This is a genomic window from Halomonas sp. SCS19 (genome assembly GCF_040147015.1).
GTDB lineage: Bacteria > Pseudomonadota > Gammaproteobacteria > Pseudomonadales > Halomonadaceae > Halomonas > Halomonas litopenaei.
This window is the reverse complement of the sequence record NZ_JAMSHN010000001.1, coordinates 261,452-280,201: the sequence shown is the minus strand read 5'-3', so window position 1 is coordinate 280,201 and position 18,750 is coordinate 261,452. Positions and strand designations below refer to the sequence as shown.

Sequence of the window (18,750 nt, the reverse complement as noted above, 5' to 3'; positions counted from 1 at the left end):
GGGCCGGCGATTGGCCCTTGCCTTGGCTGCGGCGTTACAATAGCGCCCTTTGCGTTGCGGGAGCCTTCCCGCCCCGCGTCCGTGCGACGCGGCGCCCATGATCCACCCGGAGCCTTCGACCCCAACGTGAGTAGTTCTACGCCCACCGCCCAGCAAAACGCCGACGACGCCTCTCGCCTGAAGTTTCTGACCGAAGGACTGGAACAGGTGATGCTTCGCGATCGCCCGACGCTGGCCAAGCGTCTGGCCGGTCTCGAGCGTCGTCGACGCGACGGCAAGCCCATCGACCGGGGACTCAAGGAGGTCGAGCACCACTGGCAGCGCTCCCGTCAGACCCTGGCCTCGCGCCAGGCGCGCCCGGTCACGCTCGACTATCCCGAGCAGCTCCCGGTGGCGGCGCGGCGTGCCGATATCCTCAAGGCACTGGAGTCCCATCAGGTGGTGGTTGTGGCCGGCGAAACCGGCTCCGGCAAGACCACCCAGCTGCCCAAGCTGTGTCTGGAACTGGGGCTTGGCCGTCGCGGGCTGATCGGCCACACCCAGCCGCGGCGCCTGGCGGCGCGCTCGGTGGCGACCCGTCTGGCAGAAGAACTGCAGGTGCCGCTGGGCGAGCAGGTGGGTTATCAGGTCCGCTTCACCGACCAGACCAACGACGACACCCTGGTCAAGCTGATGACCGACGGCATCCTGCTGGCGGAAACCCGCCAGGATCCGGACCTGCGCCGCTATGACACCCTGATCATCGACGAGGCCCACGAACGCAGCCTCAATATCGACTTCCTGCTCGGCTACCTCAAGCGCCTGCTCGATCGCCGCCCGGATCTCAAGGTCATCATCACCTCCGCCACCATCGATGTGGAGCGCTTCAGTCAGCACTTTGCCAGCCGAGACCAGGACGGCGGCGTGCGCCCTGCTCCGGTGGTGGAGGTCTCGGGTCGTACCTACCCGGTGGAGGTGCGTTATCGTCCGCTGATTCGCGACGAAGATGACGAGGAAGACCGCACCCTCAGCGAGGGTATCCTTCACGCGGTGGAGGAAATCGAGACCATCGAGCGCGAAAAGCGCTGGTTCCATGGTCCCCGCGATATCCTGGTGTTTTTGCCCGGTGAGCGTGAGATCCGCGAGACCGCCGACGTGCTCCGGCGCGCCGATCTCAAGAGTACCGAGATACTGCCGCTCTACGCCAGGCTTTCTAACGCCGAGCAGAACCGCGTGTTTGCTCCCCACAGCGGGCGGCGCATCGTGCTCGCCACCAACGTGGCCGAGACCTCGCTGACGGTGCCGGGTATCCGCTACGTGATCGACCCGGGGCTGGTGCGCATCAGTCGCTACAGCTATCGCGCCAAGATTCAGCGCCTGCCGGTGGAGGCGGTCAGCCAGGCCAGCGCCAATCAGCGCAAGGGCCGCTGCGGCCGGGTGGCGGAAGGCGTGTGCATCCGTCTGTATGACGAAGACGACTTCCTGGCGCGCCCTGAGTTTACCGATCCGGAGATCCGGCGCACCAACCTGGCCTCGGTGATCCTGTCGATGCTGTCGCTGAAACTGGGCGACATCCAGGACTTTCCCTTCGTCGATCCACCTGACTCGCGCTTCGTCACCGATGGCTTCAAGTTGCTCTATGAGCTGGGTGCGGTCGACGACAACAGCCGCCTGACGACATTGGGGCGACGGCTGGCGCGACTACCCATCGATCCGCGCCTGGCCCGCATGGTGCTGGCCGGGGTCGAGCAGCAGAGCCTACGCGAGGTGCTGATCGTGGTCTCGGCGCTGGCGGTGCAGGACCCGCGTGATCGACCCTCCGACAAGCGCGAAGCTGCCGATCAGGCCCACCGCCGCTGGCAGGATCCGGATTCCGACTTCGTGGCCCTGCTCAATCTGTGGCACGGCTTCGAAGCCGCCCGAGAGGAACTCTCGGGCAACCGGCTGCGTCGCTGGTGTCGCGATAATTTCCTGAATTACCTGCGCCTGCGCGAGTGGCACGATACCTTCCGCCAGTTGCGTCAGCTGCTCAAGGACATGGATATCCAGGTGCCGTCGGCCAGGCCCGCCATCGCCGCCGAAGGTGAAGATGACGATGGTCAGGCCAAGGAGCGAAAGCGTCAGCAGACGGTGGCCATGCACAAGGCGCTGTTGACGGGTCTGCTGAGCCATCTGGGCACCCTGACCGAGAACCGCGAGTATCTTGGGGCGCGCAATCGCAAGTTCATGATTCATCCGGCATCGGGGCTTTCGAAGAAGTCTCCGAAGTGGGTGATGGCGATGGAGCTGGTCGAGACCTCGAAGCTGTTCGCGCGCAGCGTGGCCAAGGTCGAGCCACAGTGGATCGAGCCTCTGGCGGGCCATCTGGTCAAGCGCAGCTACAGCGAGCCCCATTGGGAGATGAAGCGGGCCCAGGTGGTGGCCTTCGAGCAGGTCACCCTGTTCGGGCTGCCGATCGTGGCCCGGCGCAAGGTCCACTATGGCCCCATCGCCCCGGTCGAAAGCCGTGAGCTGTTTATCCGCCGGGCGCTGGTGGAAGGCGAGTTTCGCACCAAGGGCGAGTTCTTCGCCCACAACCGGGCACTGATCGACGAGGTCGAGGACCTCGAGGATCGCGCACGGCGGCGCGACATTCTGGTGGACGAGGAGCAGCTATTCGACTTCTACGACGCTCGCCTGCCTGAGGATATCGTCAACGGCAAGGGCTTCGAGGCCTGGCGCCGCAAGGCCGAGCGCAGTGACCCTGAGCTTCTCAAGTTCGACCGTCAGGCGCTGCTGGCACGGGAGGCGGATGACGTCACCGGTGACGCCTATCCTGACGAGCTTTCGATCGACGGTGTGCGCTATCCGCTGGCCTATCACTTCGCGCCGGGGGCCGAGGATGACGGTGTGACCATGACGGTGCCGGCGGCGATGCTGTCTCAGCTGTCGTCGTCTCGCCTCGAGTGGCTGGTGCCGGGATTGCTCCGGGACAAGTGCATCGCCCTGTTGAAGTCGCTGCCCAAGTCGATACGCCGACAGGTGGTGCCGATACCCGACTGGGTCGACGCGGCGCTGGAGGCACTGGTACCCGGGGACGGCAGCCTGACCGAGGCGCTCGGTGAATTTCTGCGGGTCAAGACCGGGCTGCGCCTATCGCCGGACGACTGGCGCCTCGATCAGCTCGAGCCCCACCTGGTGATGAACCTCAAGGTGGTCGACCACAGCGGCAAGGTGCTGGGCCAGGGCCGCGACCTGCGGGCGCTGGAGCGGCGTTTCGAGGCTGCCGCCAGTCAGGGTGCCCGGGCGCTGGCCAAGAGCGTGGAGAGCCAGTCCGAGCTGTCGGGCTTCCCCGAGCAGGCATTGCCGGAATCGCGGGTGACCTCCCAGGCCGGGATTCGTGTCGAGGCATTCCCGGCGCTGGTGCCTTCGTCGAGCGGGCTCAGCCTCGAGCTGTTCGATCATCCGGCCAAGGCCCATGAAGCGCATCGCCGCGGGGTGGTCAAGGCGGCGATGGAACGGCTGCCAGATCAAGTGAAGGCTATCGAGCGTACCCAGGGACTGTCGACCTGTGCTCTATTGTTCGCCAAGGTAGGCAGCAAGCGTGCACTGACCGAAGATGTGGTGACAGCCGTCTTCCGGCAGGTCGTGGCGGTGGACCCGCTGCCGCGCAGTGCCGAGGCCCTGGAACAACGCATTCAGGCGGTTCGCCAGGATATCGTTCCCCATGCCGACAAGCTGGTGGCGGTGCTCAAGCCGGCACTGGAGGGACATCTGGCGGTGACAAAGGCGTTGAAGGGTAACCTGAGCCTGTCGCTGGCGCTGGTATACAGTGATCTCAAGGCACAGATGCAGCGGCTGGTGTACCCGGGGTTCGTGACCGACGCCGGTGCCTGGCTCGAGGCTTATCCGCGCTACATGGAGGCCGCCCAGGTGCGCCTGGAGAAGGCCCCGCGCGAGCGCATGCGCGACCAGATGCTGATGCAGACGGTGCAGGACTTCGAGACGCGCCTCGAGACGCGTCGACAGGCCGAGCACCGAGGCGGCGTCGAAGATCCATCGCTGGTGGAGTTTCGCTGGTGGATCGAGGAGTTGCGGGTATCGCTGTTTGCGCAGCAGCTGGGTACCGCCATGCCGGTATCGGAGAAGCGCCTGGAGAAACGCTGGGCGGAATTGACCGGGCGGGGGTAAGGCCCCCGCGCCAAAGATGACGAAAGTGAGTGACCGCCCCGGGCGGTCGCGATCGACCGGCGGCACCGAGGTGCCGCATGAAGGAGAAGGGCATGACCCCAGCGAAGGTGCTTATTACCGGCAGCGGCCTGTATACCCCGGCCAACGCCATCGACAACGACGCCCTGGTGGCGTCGTACAACGCCTGGGTGGATGCCGAGAATGCCCGCCACCGCGAGGCGATCGAGGCCGGGGAACGTGACGCCCTGGCCCATTCCAGCAGTGAATTCATCGTCAAGGCCTCGGGTATCCACAGCCGCTACGTGCTGGACGCAGAGGGTATCCTTGATCCTGAGCGCATGCGCCCGAAGCTCGACGAGCGCGACAACGACAGCCCCGGCATCCAGTGCGAGATGGCGCTGGCCGCCTCGCACGAGGCGCTGGCCGCAGCGGGGGTCGAGGCCGCCGACATCGACCTGGTGATCGTGGCCTGCTCGAACCTGGAGCGCCCCTATCCGGCGGTGGCGGTGGAGTTGCAGCGTGCGCTGGGCACCGGGGGCTACGCCTTCGACATGAACGTGGCCTGTTCCTCGGCCACCTTCGCCATCGACAACGCCGCCAATGCCATCCGCTCCGGCGGCGTGCGCCGCGCCCTGGTGGTCAACCCCGAGGTGTGTTCGGCACACCTGAACTTCCGCGACCGTGACAGCCACTTCATCTTTGGCGACGCCTGTACCGCCCTGGTGCTGGAAAGCGACCAGGTGGCGACAGCCGAGACACGGTTCGAGGTGCTCGGGACCCGACTGGTGACGCAGTTTTCCAACGCCATTCGCAATAATGCGGGCTTTCTCAACCGCGTCACCGACGCCGACCCCCAGGCAGCCGACAAGCTGTTCGTGCAGGAAGGCCGCAGGGTCTTCAAGGAAGTCTGCCCGATGGTGGCACAGTTGATCCTTGACCACCTGGAGAGCCTGGATATCGCGCCTGGTACGCTGTCGCGGTTATGGCTGCATCAGGCCAATCGACACATGAACGATCTTATCGCACGACGGGTGCTGGGCCAGGAGCCTGCTCCGGATCAAGCGCCGATTATTCTTGACCGTTACGCTAATACAAGTTCTGCCGGTTCGATCATCGCGTTCCATCTGCATCATCAAGACCTGGAACCGGGCGCTACCGGGGTGGTGTGTTCCTTCGGCGCGGGCTACAGTGCGGGCTGCGTGGTGATTCGCAGGGACTGAGGCCGACCCTCCGTGGAACCGACAGCTGACTCGTCGGCGGAACCAGACGACTGCCGTACGCAGAGGCGTCGTCGCTGACGCTACCCGGAGTCCAACCCCGGACAACAGCGCCGATAGATTGACGATCGTGACAAGGACAGGCAAGGGAGGCAGTCGAACGATGAACGCGAACTACAGCGGTGCCCTGGGCAAGGGCATGCAGAGGGGTGTCCTGGTCATGGCCGTCGCCCTGGCGGCAAGTGGCTGCGCCAGCAGCGGCGTATCCAGCGAGCCCAATCCAGCGGACCCCTGGGAGGGCTTCAATCGCAGGGTCTTCGCCTTCAACGATGTGCTGGATCGCTATGCACTCAAGCCTGCCGCCCAGGGTTATCGCTACGTGACCCCGGACCCGCTCGAGCGCGGTGTCAGCAACTTCTTCGACAACCTCGGCGAAGTGCGCACGGTGCTCAACAGCCTGCTGCAGGGCAAGGGTGCCAATGCCGGCAACTCGAGCATGCGCTTTCTGATGAACACCACCTTCGGTCTGGGTGGTCTTCTGGATCCGGCGACCCACGCCGGCTTTATCGCCGACGAGGAAGACTTCGGCCAGACTCTGGCTGCCTGGGGCGTGGGCGAGGGGCCCTTCGTGGTGCTGCCGTTCCTCGGCCCCAGCACAGTGCGTGACACCAGCGCCTTGCCGGTCGACTGGTACACCTACCCGCTGACCTACGTCGAGGACGACACCGTGCGCTACTCGCTACGCGGTCTCGAGCTGCTCGACGCGCGTGCCAGCCTTCTCGATCAGGAGGATCTGATTCGCGGTGATCGCTACAGCTTCATTCGTGACGCCTGGCTACAGCGTCGTCGTTTCGAGGTCACCGATGGTGAGCTTGGTGACGACAGCTTTATCGACGATGGCTTTGACTACGACGAAGATGCCTTCGCCGAGTAAGGTGGCATCTGCATGCAAGCAGCCAAACCTCTGATCGGGGTAATCGACCACCCGGGCGAGCACCGCGACGCCCTGGTGGACGCGATTGCTCGCGACGGACTTGCGGTCTTTGCCGCCGCCAGCGCCGATGAGCTTCCCGGCTCCACGGCGCTGGTGGTAGCACATTCGCTGGCGGTACCGAGTCGCGAGTGGATGGTGCTGGCCGAGCGCTGGCCCACCCTGGTGGTCAGCGAGGACCGGCGAGACGACGATCTGCTCAAGGCCGTTGACGCGGGCCTTGTCGACTACGTGATCGACCCCTTGCGCCATGCCCATCTGCTCAGGCGGATGATCCGGCGTGTGGTGGACGTCAATCGTCTGGCCCGGGAGCGCGAAGAGGATCGAGCGCGACTGGAAGAGCTCAACGAGAGCCTGGAGACCCACCTGGCGATGCTCCGGCTCGACCAGCAGGCCGGCGGCCAGATCCAGCGTCGCATGCTGCCGCCGAGGCCGCAGCAGCTGGGGGCGATCGGCTGTGACTACTGGCTTGCGCCCTCGTTGTATCTGTCAGGCGACTTTCTCGATATCCAGGCGTACAATGAGCGCTATACATTATTCTATTTCGCTGATGTGTCGGGCCACGGAGCCTCGTCCGCCTTCGTGACGGTGCTGCTCAAGTATCTGTTCAATCGCTGGCAAGGCGAGTGGGACGGTGAGGCACCCGAGGCATTGCCGCCGCGCTGGCTGTCCCAGTTGAATCGGGAGCTGCTGGACACGGGGATCGGCAAGCACGCCACCCTGTTCGTCGGCGTGATCGACCAGCAGAAGCGCTATCTGCACTATTCTCTCGGCGCGCAGCTGCCGATGCCACTGTTGAAGTCCGACGAGGGCGTCACCACGCTGGCGGGAGAGGGCATGCCGGTCGGGTTGTTTCCGGAGGTCAGTTATCCGGCACTGGGATGTGACTTGCCCGATGACTTTTCGCTCTGGCTTTGCTCCGATGGAGTGCTGGAGTGCTTGCCGGGGGACAGTCTCGAGGCGCGCCTTGACGATCTCAGGCAGCGGGTCGAAGACAGCGATTCCCTGGATACGATGCGTCGGGGGCTGGCCCTGGGGGCGCTCTCCAGCGATGAAGAAGCGCTGGAGGACCCCACCTCGGGGCGCGAAGAGCTGCCCGACGACTTGACGATCATGTTGGTGAGCGGGTTTGGCGATGAAAGTGCATGAAGGTCGACTGAAGGCGGCATTCGAGGCCGGTGTGTTCGTCCTGAAGCTATGTGGCGACGTGCGCCTGACCCTGTGTGCCACCCTGGATCTCCAGGCCCAGCAACTGGCCGACACGCCGGGACTCAAGGCGGTGATGATCGACCTGCGCGAGGCCAGCAACGTCGATTCCACGGCGCTTGGCTTCCTGGCCAAGGTGGCCATGGCGCTGCGCGGCAAGCTCGAGCAGGCGCCGACCATCGTGGCCGACAATCCCGACGTCAAGCGGATGCTCGAGGTGATGGGCTTTGGCGCTTTCTTTACCTTGCTGGAGCGTCCCATCGCCGAGGTCGACGACTTCGAGGAGCTCCCCGAAGTGCCCGCCGATGAAGAGGGGCTGCGGGAGCGCATCCTCGAAGCGCATCGTATCCTGATGCGCATGAACGAGCATAACCACGAACAGTTCCAGCCTCTGGTCGAGATGCTCGAGGCCCAGAACGACGCTTCGCACAAGGCCTGATCCAGCCCGTGCCGGGCCTGACGTCGACGCGCCGAAGGCGTGTCCAGCAGAAGGCGCCGAAGGCGTAGAAAATGGCGAACTCCGAAAGCGGTGTCAGATCGCCGCAAGCTGGCAACCGCATAATGCAAGAGGGCGATCCATGGATCGCCCTCTTGATCATCTGCAGCCAGGCCCAGCCAGGCTTGCCGGTGGTGCGCCCGTGATCATCCCTGGCGCAGTTCGGTCAGCAGGCTTTCCAGCTTGCGCTGATCGGCCATGAACTTGCGGATGCCCTCGGCCAGTTTTTCGGTGGCCATGGCGTCTTCGTTCATCGCCCAGCGGAAGTCGTCTTCGGTCTGGGGCTCCGGTGCGCTGGTCTCGGCGTCGCTGCGGACGAGGCGGCGTTCGAGAGCGCCTTGCTGACCGTGCAATTCCTCGAGCAGTGCCGGCGAGATGGTCAGACGATCGCAGCCGGCCAGCGCCTTGACCTCGTCGGTGTTACGGAAGCTCGCGCCCATCACGATGGTCGAGTAGCCGTGGCCCTTGTAGTGGTCGTAGATGCGCTTGACCGATTGCACGCCGGGATCGTTGTCGCCGCTGAAGTCGGCCTCCGGCTGCTGGGCCTTGTGCCAGTCGAGGATGCGGCCGACGAAGGGCGAGATCAGCGTGACCCCGGCGTCGGCGCAGGCCTGGGCCTGGGCGAAGCTGAACAGCAGCGTCAGATTGGTGCGGATGCCTTCTCGCTCCAGCGTCTTGGCGGCACGAATGCCTTCCCAGGTGGACGCCACCTTGATCAGGATGCGCTCGGCGCCGACGCCTTTGCGGGCATAGCGCTCGATCAGTGAATGGGCGCGGGCCAGGGTACCTTCGGTATCGAACGATAGCCGTGCGCTGACCTCGGTCGACACATAGCCAGGCACCAGCTCGCTGATCTCGCTGCCGATGTCCACCGCCACGGCGTCGAGAGCGTCATCGATGTCGTTGGCCTCCTTGGCGATGGCGGCCAGGCGGGCGCGACGATCGGCGTGGCTGGCGGCCTGCAGGATCAGCGACGGGTTGGTGGTGGCGTCGGTGGGCTGGAAGCGACGAATGGCGTCCAGGTCGCCGGTGTCGGCGACCACCGTGGTCATCGCCTTCAGTTGGGTCAGCAGATCGTCTGCCATGTGGCAATCTCCGTAGTTGGGCGGTGGTGAGCTGGACCTACTGTACCAAGGCGTCGATGTGGACAACAGCCGCAGCGGCGTCACGATCAACCCGATGACAATTTTTCAAACCTTGTTCTTCATGGAGCGCCTGTGTCCCTGAATGCCCGGCGTGTCGCCCTGCTGGTGGCCGCCAATACCGCCCTTGCCCCCTTCGCCATCGACGCCTATCTGCCGGCCATGCCGGCGCTGGCCGAGTCGGTGGGGGCCAGTGTTCATCACACCGAGCTTTCACTCAGCGTGTTCATGGTCGGCTTTGCCGTGGGCCAGCTCACTTGCGGGCCGCTTTCCGACCGCATCGGACGCAAGCCGGTGCTGCTGGCCGGACAGATCCTGTTTCTGATCGCCAGTCTGGTGATCGTCAGCGTCGATTCGTTGACGGAGCTTCTGGTCTGGCGCTTTGTCCAGGCGCTCGGCGGCGGCGCCTGCGTGGTCAATTCCGCCGCGATCGTGCGCGACTGTTTCAGTGGCCGCGAGGCGGCCAAGGTCATGTCGACCATGGCGATGATCCTGATGCTGGCGCCGCTGGTGGCGCCGATGGTCGGCAGCCTGCTGCTGTACCTGGCCGACTGGTGGCTGATCTTCGTCTTCCTGGCGGTCTATGCCGCCTTCCTGATGTGGCTGCTCGGGGCCTTTCTGCCGGAGACCCGGCCTGCAGGGGCACCGGTGGCCTCGCCCCGTCAGGTGCTGCGCAACTACGCAAGTGTGCTGACCGACCGTCAGGCCATGGGCTACATCCTGGCGGTGGCGGCTTCCTTCGCCGGCATTTTTGCCTTCGTCACCTCGTCGCCGTTTCTCTACATGCAGCACTACGGGCTGTCGCCGGCAGCCTATCCCTTCGTCTTTGGTGCCAATGTGGTGGTGATGGCGCTGTCCAACCGGGTCAATATTCGCCTGCTGCGTCGGCGTACACCCCAGCAGAACCTGCGCCTTGGTCTCGCCATTCAGCTGGTCGCCGCCAGTGGCCTGCTGGTGGTAGTCGCCACAGGGACGGACTCGCTGTTCACGGTGGTGCCTCTGGTGATAGCGTTTCTGGGCGTGGTGGGGCTGATCTCGCCCAACGCCATTTCATCGCTGCTGGAGCGGTTCAGTCATATGAGCGCTACCGCCACGGCGCTGCTCGGCAGTATTCAGTTCAGCAGTGCAGCACTGTCCGGTGCCCTGGTCACCGCCTTTGAAATCGACTCTGCCTGGCCCATGGTGATCGCCATGGTCACGGTGGCGTTGATCGGCAACGTCGGCCTGCGCGTGCTCGCCGGACGTCCGCCTCGGGTCGAGGAGGCGGCGTCATGATGGCGTCGTTGCTGGCCGCAGTGCAGGACTGCGCAAGGGAGTGGTGGGTGCTCAGCGAGCTGACCCTCGGCTCGTGGCTGTGGGTGGGGGCGGTACTGGCGCTGGGGACCTTCGTCCAGCGTACCACCGGCTTCGGCATGGCGGTGGTGGGGGCGCCACTGATTCTGTTGAAGGCGCCGTCCCTGGTGCCGGTGGTGCTGGTGGTCTACGGCTTTCTGGTGTCCTGTCTGGTGGTGCGCCGCTATCGCCGGGAAGTCGCCATGACCGATATCTCCATGGCGTTGGTGGGCAAGGTGCCGGGAACCCTGCTCGGGGTCTGGCTGTTGCTGGTGGCACCCATGGCGACGCTGGAGGTGATGATCGCCAGCATCGTGCTGTTTGCGGTGGTGGTGACGCTGTTCAAGCTGCGCCTGCCGGTCAACCGCTCGTCACTGTTTGGTGCTGGTTTTCTGTCGGGAGTGTTCGGTGCCGTGGCGGCGATCGGCGGACCGCCCATCGTGCTGCTGATGCACGGCATGCCGATGGACCGCCTGCGGGGCAACCTGGCGGCGTTCTTTCTTATCTCGTCGTTGATGACCCTGGCGAGCCTGGCGGCCGTGGGCAGGGTGCCGCTGTGGCTGTTGGGCGTGAGCCTCAGTTTCATGCCCATGGTGGTGGCGGGCCACGCCCTGGGGGCGGTGCTGGCGCCGAAGTTGCCTCGGCGACTGTTGCAGGCGGCGTCCTTGACCCTGTGCGCCGCGGCGGCGTTGGGGCTATTGATCAGCTGACCCGGTTGTTTCATGTTGTCGCTATCGAAGCGACACCAGATTGGCCGTCCGGCGCAAAGCCGGGCGGCCTTTTTTTGCGGCACCTTCTTTTGTGTCCGCTCAGGTTGCCGTCGGCTGTAAAAGCGTGGCAATGACCGGGGTCGCGGTGACAGGGCCGTGACGCCGTCATGACATGGCCGGGCAGGAGGAGGGGAAGGGGGGAAGCGTAAGAGGTATCGGGAAGGCGTCAACCGGAGTGTGCTGTCATGAAGCTGTCATTTTTCTGCGGCATTGTGTGTTTCGCGAAGGTTGACCATCTCATCATCAGGAGCTTTCTCCATGAACCGCATCCTCAAGACCACCGCTATCGCCGCCGCCGTCATGGGCGTGGTGGGTGTCGCTCAAGCCCGCGATCAAGTCCGTATCGTTGGTTCCAGCACCGTCTACCCGTTCTCGAGCTACGTGGCCGAAGAGTTCGGTGCCACCACCGACTTCCCGACGCCGGTCATCGAGTCCACCGGTTCCGGTGGCGGCATGAAGCTGTTCTGCTCCGGTCTGGGTGACGATACCCCGGACATCACCAACGCCTCGCGTCGCATGAAGACTTCCGAGTTCGAGACTTGTGAAGCCAACGGTGTGACCGACATCACCGAAGCCTTCATCGGCTATGACGGCATCGCCTTCGCCCAGTCCGGCGACAACGAGGCGATGGACGTCACCCGCGAGCAGATCTTCCTGGCGCTGGCCGCCAAGGTGCCGGTCGATGGTGAGCTGGTCGACAACCCCTACACCAAGTGGAGCGACATCGATTCCTCGCTGCCGGATCGCGAGATCGCCGTCTATGGGCCGCCCACCACCTCCGGTACCCGTGATGCCTTCGCTGAGCTCGTGATGGAAGCCGTTTCCGAGGACATGGAGGCCTACGGCGGTGAAGGTTACACCGACGTGCGCGCCGACGGTGCCTTCATCGACGCCGGCGAGAACGACAACCTGATCGTTCAGCGCCTGGCCGAGAACACCGATGCCTTCGGCATCTTCGGCTACTCCTTCCTGGAAGAGAACTCCGACACCCTGATCGGCTCCAGCATCGACGGCGTCGAGCCGACTCCGGACGCCATCGGCAGCGGTGAGTACCCGGTGTCTCGCTCCATGTTCTTCTACGTGAAGAACCAGCACGCCGAAGACGTGCCGGCCATGTACGAGTACGCCAACATGTTTATGAGCGAGCAGATGGTCGGTGACCTCGGCTACCTCAAGGGCATCGGCCTGATCCCGGCGCCGGAAGACGAGCGCGCCGAGGCTCGTAGTGCCGTCGAGAACCACGAGACCCTCGAGCTGGCCGACCTGAAGTAAGGGACACGGTCCTGATCACGCCGGCCGGCATCCTGCAACGGGTGTCGGCCGGTACACGTTCCGGCAAGCCCATGCTTGCTTGAGCACAGAACCCCGAGAGACACCCATGCAGACCAATCAACTCCTGGCGATGTTCAGCGGCTCGCTGCTTCTGCTCGGTCTGATCGCCTTCTTCCTGGCCCGCGGCAAGGCCGCCAGAGTCCGAGCCTCCGGCACCTCCATGTACGCCCAACCCGATCAGTACGGCTGGTTCACCGTCATGTCAACGGCGGGTCCGGCACTGGTGGTCGGTGCCGTGGGTGGCTTCATCATGCTGCTCGTGGGTGCCGAGATTCCGCCGCTGCTGCTGCTGGCCAGTTGCCTGGTCATCGCCTGCATCGGCCTGGTGCTGGGCGTGGCGATGGTGCGCCCCGACTTCCACGCGCGTCAGGCGATCGAGCGGGTCATCCGCTTCATTCTTGCCGGCGCGGCTCTGATCTCCATCTTCACCACCCTGGGGATCCTGCTGTCCATCGTCTTCGAGGCGATCCGTTTCTTCCAGATGCAGAGCTTCTGGGACTTTATCACCGGCACCACCTGGAACCCTGGTGCCAGCTTCCTCGAGGCCGCCGGTCGCGCCGAGGAAGGGGCCAGTGCCGCCAAGTTCGGTTCGGTGCCGCTGTTCGCCGGTACCTTCATGATCACCTTCATCGCCATGCTGGTGGCGATTCCGATCGGTCTGCTGGCGGCCATCTACATGGCCGAGTTCGCGCCGCCCAAGGTGCGCACCATCGCCAAGCCGGTACTCGAGGTGCTGGCCGGCATTCCGACCGTGGTCTACGGCTTCTTCGCCGCCATCACGGTGGCGCCGATCATCGTTGCCGTGGCCGGGTTCTTCGGTCTCGAGGCCTCGTTCAACAACGCCCTGGCCCCGGGCATCGTCATGGGCATCATGATCATTCCGTTCATCTCCTCGCTGTCCGATGACGTCATCAACTCGGTGCCCAACAGCATGCGCGAAGGCTCGCTGGCGCTGGGCCTGACCAAGGGCGAGATGATTCGCGACATCGTGGTGCCGGCAGCCCTGCCGGGCATCATCTCGGCCTCGCTGCTGGCGGTATCCCGGGCGCTGGGCGAGACCATGATCGTTGTGATGGCGGCAGGCATGCGCCCCAACCTGACCTTCAATCCGCTGGAAGACATGACCACCGTGACCGTGCGCATCGTCGCCGCGCTGACCGGTGACCAGGAATTCGCCAGTGCCGAGACGCTGTCGGCGTTCGCACTCGGACTGATGCTGTTCGTGGTGACCCTGAGCCTGAATCTGGTGTCGGTGATCATGATCCGTCGCTTCCGCGAAAAGTATCGCGTCAACAACCTGTAAGCCGTGGAGCCAAAGCCAATGAGACAATCCTTCGATGACATCAGCGCCCAGCTCCGCGCTCGCCACCGCAGGTCGGCCCGACTGAAGTGGGCGTCCATGGGAGCGCTCGGCCTTGCCGGCCTGTTCCTGGTGCTGTTCTTTGCCGACATGCTGGTCAAGGGGCTGCCGGCCTTCCAGCAGGCCCAGATCCAGGTCGAGGTGGACTACTCCGAGCAGGCCAGCCAGATTCCCCTGGCGGCGGTTCAGGAAGACGTCCGCCCGCTGGTCAGTCGCGGCTATCTGCGCCTGATCCCCGGCCGCATGGAAGACAACCCGGACCTGCTCGGCACCACCCGCATGGAGTGGGTGCTGGCCGACGGCCAGGTGGACCAGTACCTCAAGGGCCACCACGCCAAGCTCAGCAACAAGGAAATGGCGGTGGTCGATCGGCTGAAAGAGGATGGGCGGGCCGAGTTGCGTTTCAACTCGACCTTCTTCTCCAGCGGTGACTCCAAGATGCCCGAGCTCGCCGGTATTGCTTCGGCGGCCATGGGCACCGTGCTGACCCTGCTGGTGACCCTGGCGGTGGCCTTTCCCATCGGCGTGATGACGGCGGTCTACCTGGAGGAGTTCGCGCCGGACAACCGCTTTACCCAGTTGATCGAGATCAACATCAACAACCTGGCGGCGATTCCCTCGATCCTGTTCGGTCTGCTGGGCCTGGCGATCTTCATCAACTTCTTCGGCGTGCCGCGCTCTTCCCCGGTGGTCGGTGGCCTGACCCTGGCGCTGATGACCCTGCCGGTGATCATCATCGCCACCCGGACCGCGCTTCGCAGCGTGCCGGACTCCATCCGTCATGCCGCCTTCGGCGTCGGCTGCTCACGCTGGCAGATGGTGCGCGATCACGTCCTGCCGGTGGCGCTGCCGGGTATCATGACCGGTTCGATCATCGGCCTGGCTCAGGCCATGGGCGAGACCGCTCCGTTGATCATCGTCGGCATGGTGGCCTTCATCCCCGATGTGACCAACTCCTTTACCGAGGCGGCCACCGTGCTGCCGGCACAGATATTCACCTGGGCGGGCGAGCCTGACCGGGCCTTCATCGAGAAGACGTCGGGCGGCATTCTGGTGCTGCTGTCGATCCTTATCACGCTCAACGCCACCGCGGTGGTGCTGCGCAAGAAATTCGAGCGGCGCTGGTAAACCGGCCCCCAAACAGGATACGTTGCCATGAACATGAAAGTTGCCCAGCGCGGAGATAGCGTGATGAAGCAGGACCAGCCCGGCCAGCCGGTCACTCGCAACGAGGATGCCAACCACGAGTTGAGCATTCGAGTGAACGACCTGAATCTGTGGTACGGAGACTTCCACGCGCTGAAGTCGATCGACATGGATCTGTACCAGAAGAACGTGACCGCCCTGATCGGCCCGTCCGGTTGCGGCAAGTCGACCTTCCTGCGTTGCCTGAATCGCATGAACGATCTGATCCCGAGCGTACGCGTCAAGGGCCTGATCGAGATGGACGGCCGCGACGTCTACGAGCCCAAGATGGACGAGGTCGCGCTGCGGCGTCGGGTCGGCATGGTGTTCCAGAAGCCGAACCCCTTCCCCAAGTCGATCTACGACAACATCGTCTATGCCCCGAAGATGCATGACCTGGTCAGCCGCAAGGCCGACCAGGACGAGCTGGTCGAGCGCGCCCTGCGTGACGCCGGCCTGTGGGAAGAGGTCAAGGACAAGCTGCACCAGCCCGGCACCTCGCTGTCCGGTGGCCAGCAGCAGCGTCTATGCATCGCCCGTGCCATCGCGGTCCAGCCGGACGTGATCCTGATGGATGAGCCGACCTCGGCGCTGGACCCGATCTCCACCGCCACCATCGAAGACCTGATGGACAAGCTCAAGCAGCAGTACACCATCATCACGGTGACGCACAATATGCAGCAGGCGGCTCGTGTCGCCGACTACACGGCGTTCTTCCACCTGGGAGAGGTCATCGAGTACAACGACACCAAGACCATGTTCTCGACCCCGCATACCAAGAAGGCCGAGGACTACATCACCGGTCGTTACGGCTAGGCCGAAAAGCGTCGGTCAGCGTGGTAGCGTTCACCGCGGTAGCAAAGGGAGGCCTTCGGGCCTCCCTTTTTACTACCTGTGAACCGGGGCCAGTAGCCGTGGTGGCCCGCTCTGGTGGCAGGATTGGTGTCTGCATCTGATGTCAGGGTCTGGTGCAGGGGTCTGGTGTCAGGGGGCTGGCATCAGGAACTGGCGGGCTGGCGGCGGACGTAGGCGGCGACACCACGCATCGACCACAGTCCCAGCACCGGTCCGGGCAACAGTAGCCACAGCACGCTCAGTTCGTGCTCCTGCCACAGGCTGGCACCGAGCCAGATACCGGGCAGGGTAAGGGTGAAGCCGATGGCGTTCATCACTGCCAGGGTCGCGCCGATGTGTGCCCTGGGGGCGGTGGCCGAGGCCAGTGACGAGAACTGGGCCGAGTCGGCGATGACGCTGAAGCCCCAGAGGTACAGCAGGCCCAGCAGCAGCAGGGGGCTGGCCTGACCAAGCCAGGGGTAGATCAGGCACAGGGCGCCGGAGGTGGCGAGCGCCAGGTTGGCCGCACTGGCGCTGCCGTGGCGTCGGCTGAGGGCGCCGGCCAGGATGCAGCCCAGTGCCCCCACGGCGATGACCGAAAAGCTCAGCCAGGGCGCCCAGTCGGCTGGCGCCTGAAGGCGCGTGACCTCACGGCCGACCAGGAAGGGCACCAGCAGCCAGAAGGCGTAGAGTTCCCAGCAGTGGCCGAAGTAGCCGCCGGCGACGCTGAGAAAGTGGCGATCACGAAAGGCGGCAAGGCCATCCTTCAGTCTGGCGCGAGACGCGTTTGCTGGCAGGTGCGGGCCGTCGCCCAATAGCGCCACGGCGATGCCACCGGCCACCGCCAGGGCCGAGGACAGGATCAGGGTCCAGGCCCAGGGGAGGTCCAGGGTGGCGCCGCGCAGCAGATGGGGCATGGCCGTGCCGAGTGTCAGCATGCCCACCAGCCAGGCCAGGGCGGCCCCGGTGTGACGCGGGGTCCAGCCGATCACCAGCTTCATGCCCAGCGGGTAAATGCCGGCCAGGCAGAGCCCGGTGGCGAAGCGCAGCAGCAGGGCGAGGGCGTGCTGCTCGGCAACGGTGATAAAGGCGAGGTTGACCAGAGCGCCTGCCAGGCTAGCGCTCAGAAAGATGCGACTGGCGCGGTAGCGATCGGCGAGACCGCTGGCGGCGATCGTCAGGGTGCCGACGATAAAGCCGAGTTGCACTGCCAGGGTCAGGTGACCGATTTCGGCCTCGCGAATGCCGAGGTCGCTTCCCAGCGAGGCGGCAACGCCGTTGATGCTGAACCACAGCGATGTACCGCACCACTGTGCCAGCACGATCAGCGGCAGGGCCAGGCGAGAGCGCTCCATGCGTGAGTCCTGTTGTGGATCCAGACCTGAGGTCAAAAAAATGGCCGGGAGCGCCTGTGAGCGCCCCCGGCCATGCTGACCGCTTATCGGCGTGGAAGGCAAGCGTCGCGCCTGCCTTTCAGACTACGACGTTGGCTAACCAGGTCTCGACGTCAGTCGATCAGCTCTCGGCCTCATTCGATCAATGGCCGGCCTCAGTCGATCAGTTCCACCGCCACGGCGGTGGCTTCACCGCCGCCGATGCACAGACTGGCGATCCCTCGTTTTCCGCCCTTGGTGCGCAGGGCGTGGATCAGGGTGGCGATGATCCGTGAGCCAGTGGAGCCGACCGGGTGACCCTGGGCGCAGGCGCCGCCGAAGACGTTGACCTTGTCGTGGGGCAGTCCCAGATCGTCCATGGCCATCAGGGTGACCACGGCGAAGGCCTCGTTGATCTCGAACAGATCCACATCATCCACCGACCAGTCGAGCTTCTTCATCAGTGACTCGATGGCGCCCACCGGGGCAATGGTGAACTCGCTGGGGTGGCGCGAGTGGGTGCTGTGGCCGAGCATGCGGGCCAGCGGGGTGGCGCCGAGGCGATCCGCCGCTGCCTGGGTGGACAGGATCAGGGCAGAGGCGCCATCGGAGATGGAGCTGGCATTGGCCGCCGTGATGGTCCCGTCCTTGGCAAAGGCCGGCCTCAGGGTGCGAATCTTGTCCAGACGAGCCTGGAAGGGTTGCTCGTCATGCTCGACAAGGGTGTCGCCCTGACGGCTGGAGACCGTGACGGGGGCCATCTCGGCGGCCAGGTGGCCGGCCTCGGTGGCCTGCATCGCCCGCTCCAGCGAAGCGATGGCGAAGTCGTCCATGCGCTCGCGTTCGTAGCCGCGCTCGCTGGCGACTTCCTGGGCGAAGCCACCCATCAGCTTGCCGGTCTCGGCGTCCTCCAGGCCATCGAGGAACATATGGTCCTTGAGTTCGCCATGGCCCAGGCGGTAGCCGCCACGGGCCTTGGTCAACACATGGGGGGCGTTGGACATGGACTCCATGCCGCCGGCCAGCATGACCTCGGCGGTGCCGGCCCTGATCAGGTCGTGGGCCAGCATGGTGGCCTTCATGCCCGAGCCACAGAGCTTGTTGATGGTGGTGGCGCCGCGGTGGTCGGGAATGCCGGCCTGGCGCATGGCCTGACGGGCCGGCCCTTGCTTGACCCCGGCCGGCAGCACGCAGCCGAAGATCCCTTCTTCGATGGCGTCTGCCGGAATCTTGGCACGCTCGATGGCGGCGCGAATGGCGCAGGCGGCCAGCTCGGGGGCGGTCTGACTGGACAGGGAGCCCAGCATGCCGCCCATGGGGGTGCGGGCAGCGGCAAGAAAGACGATATCGGACTGACTCATGG

14 protein-coding genes are annotated in these 18,750 nt (G+C 64.8%); 11 read left to right on the top strand and 3 right to left on the bottom strand.

Annotated elements, in window-relative coordinates; all coding sequences use genetic code 11:
• Positions 1–210 precede the first annotated feature (210 nt).
• The 5 genes from hrpA to NFH97_RS01185 all read left to right on the top strand — a co-directional run bounded on the left by hrpA (position 211) and on the right by NFH97_RS01185 (position 8,002).
• Entirely contained in the window at positions 211–4,149 is a 3,939-nt protein-coding gene (hrpA, locus tag NFH97_RS01205) for an ATP-dependent RNA helicase HrpA (protein ID WP_249742858.1), read from the top strand.
• Between the two features lie 92 nt (positions 4,150–4,241).
• On the top strand, positions 4,242–5,369 hold the full coding sequence (locus tag NFH97_RS01200; protein WP_349624243.1) for a beta-ketoacyl-ACP synthase III: 1,128 nt from the start codon (positions 4,242–4,244) through the stop codon (positions 5,367–5,369).
• 160 nt (positions 5,370–5,529) lie between these two features.
• Positions 5,530–6,300 (top strand): MlaA family lipoprotein, encoded by a 771-nt coding sequence (locus NFH97_RS01195; RefSeq protein WP_240184119.1) that lies wholly within the window; start codon positions 5,530–5,532, stop codon positions 6,298–6,300.
• Between the two features lie 12 nt (positions 6,301–6,312).
• On the top strand, positions 6,313–7,506 hold the full coding sequence (locus tag NFH97_RS01190; RefSeq protein ID WP_045993226.1) for a PP2C family protein-serine/threonine phosphatase: 1,194 nt from the start codon (positions 6,313–6,315) through the stop codon (positions 7,504–7,506).
• Entirely contained in the window at positions 7,493–8,002 is a 510-nt protein-coding gene (locus NFH97_RS01185) for an STAS domain-containing protein (RefSeq protein ID WP_045993227.1), read from the top strand. The genes NFH97_RS01190 and NFH97_RS01185 overlap by 14 nt, the downstream gene beginning before the upstream one ends.
• A 203-nt stretch (positions 8,003–8,205) precedes the next feature.
• Here the strand turns inward: NFH97_RS01185 and tal are convergent, their stop codons facing one another.
• Positions 8,206–9,144, bottom strand: a complete 939-nt coding sequence (gene tal, locus NFH97_RS01180) for a transaldolase (RefSeq protein ID WP_108447650.1) — start codon at positions 9,142–9,144, stop codon at positions 8,206–8,208.
• A 132-nt stretch (positions 9,145–9,276) separates the two neighbouring features.
• On the opposite strand from tal, the gene NFH97_RS01175 reads away from it, so the two are divergent.
• From NFH97_RS01175 to pstB, 6 genes are all read left to right on the top strand, one after another.
• The gene (locus NFH97_RS01175) at positions 9,277–10,476 is read left to right on the top strand and encodes a Bcr/CflA family multidrug efflux MFS transporter (RefSeq protein ID WP_349624242.1); all 1,200 of its coding nucleotides are present in this window, start codon (positions 9,277–9,279) and stop codon (positions 10,474–10,476) included.
• The gene (locus tag NFH97_RS01170; RefSeq protein ID WP_308812435.1) at positions 10,473–11,243 is read left to right on the top strand and encodes a TSUP family transporter; all 771 of its coding nucleotides are present in this window, start codon (positions 10,473–10,475) and stop codon (positions 11,241–11,243) included. The genes NFH97_RS01175 and NFH97_RS01170 overlap by 4 nt, the downstream gene beginning before the upstream one ends.
• Positions 11,244–11,561: 318 nt before the next feature.
• Positions 11,562–12,575: a substrate-binding domain-containing protein gene (locus NFH97_RS01165; protein WP_108132630.1), complete on the top strand. Its 1,014-nt coding sequence runs from the start codon at positions 11,562–11,564 to the stop codon at positions 12,573–12,575.
• A gap of 106 nt (positions 12,576–12,681) precedes the next feature.
• Positions 12,682–13,938, top strand: coding sequence for a phosphate ABC transporter permease subunit PstC (pstC, locus tag NFH97_RS01160; protein ID WP_213228718.1), 1,257 nt, complete (start codon positions 12,682–12,684; stop codon positions 13,936–13,938).
• 18 nt (positions 13,939–13,956) lie between these two features.
• Positions 13,957–15,123, top strand: coding sequence for a phosphate ABC transporter permease PstA (gene pstA, locus NFH97_RS01155; protein ID WP_045993232.1), 1,167 nt, complete (start codon positions 13,957–13,959; stop codon positions 15,121–15,123).
• Positions 15,124–15,186: 63 nt separating this feature from the next.
• Positions 15,187–15,996, top strand: coding sequence for a phosphate ABC transporter ATP-binding protein PstB (gene pstB, locus NFH97_RS01150; RefSeq protein ID WP_045993272.1), 810 nt, complete (start codon positions 15,187–15,189; stop codon positions 15,994–15,996).
• Between the two features lie 182 nt (positions 15,997–16,178).
• Here the strand turns inward: pstB and NFH97_RS01145 are convergent, their stop codons facing one another.
• Together NFH97_RS01145 and NFH97_RS01140 are read right to left on the bottom strand one after the other, a co-directional pair.
• Positions 16,179–17,369 (bottom strand): MFS transporter, encoded by a 1,191-nt coding sequence (locus NFH97_RS01145; RefSeq protein WP_287164824.1) that lies wholly within the window; start codon positions 17,367–17,369, stop codon positions 16,179–16,181.
• 194 nt (positions 17,370–17,563) lie between these two features.
• A complete protein-coding gene (locus tag NFH97_RS01140; RefSeq protein WP_348827877.1) occupies positions 17,564–18,748 on the bottom strand; it encodes an acetyl-CoA C-acyltransferase in 1,185 nt (394 codons plus the stop codon).
• Positions 18,749–18,750 lie beyond the last annotated feature (2 nt).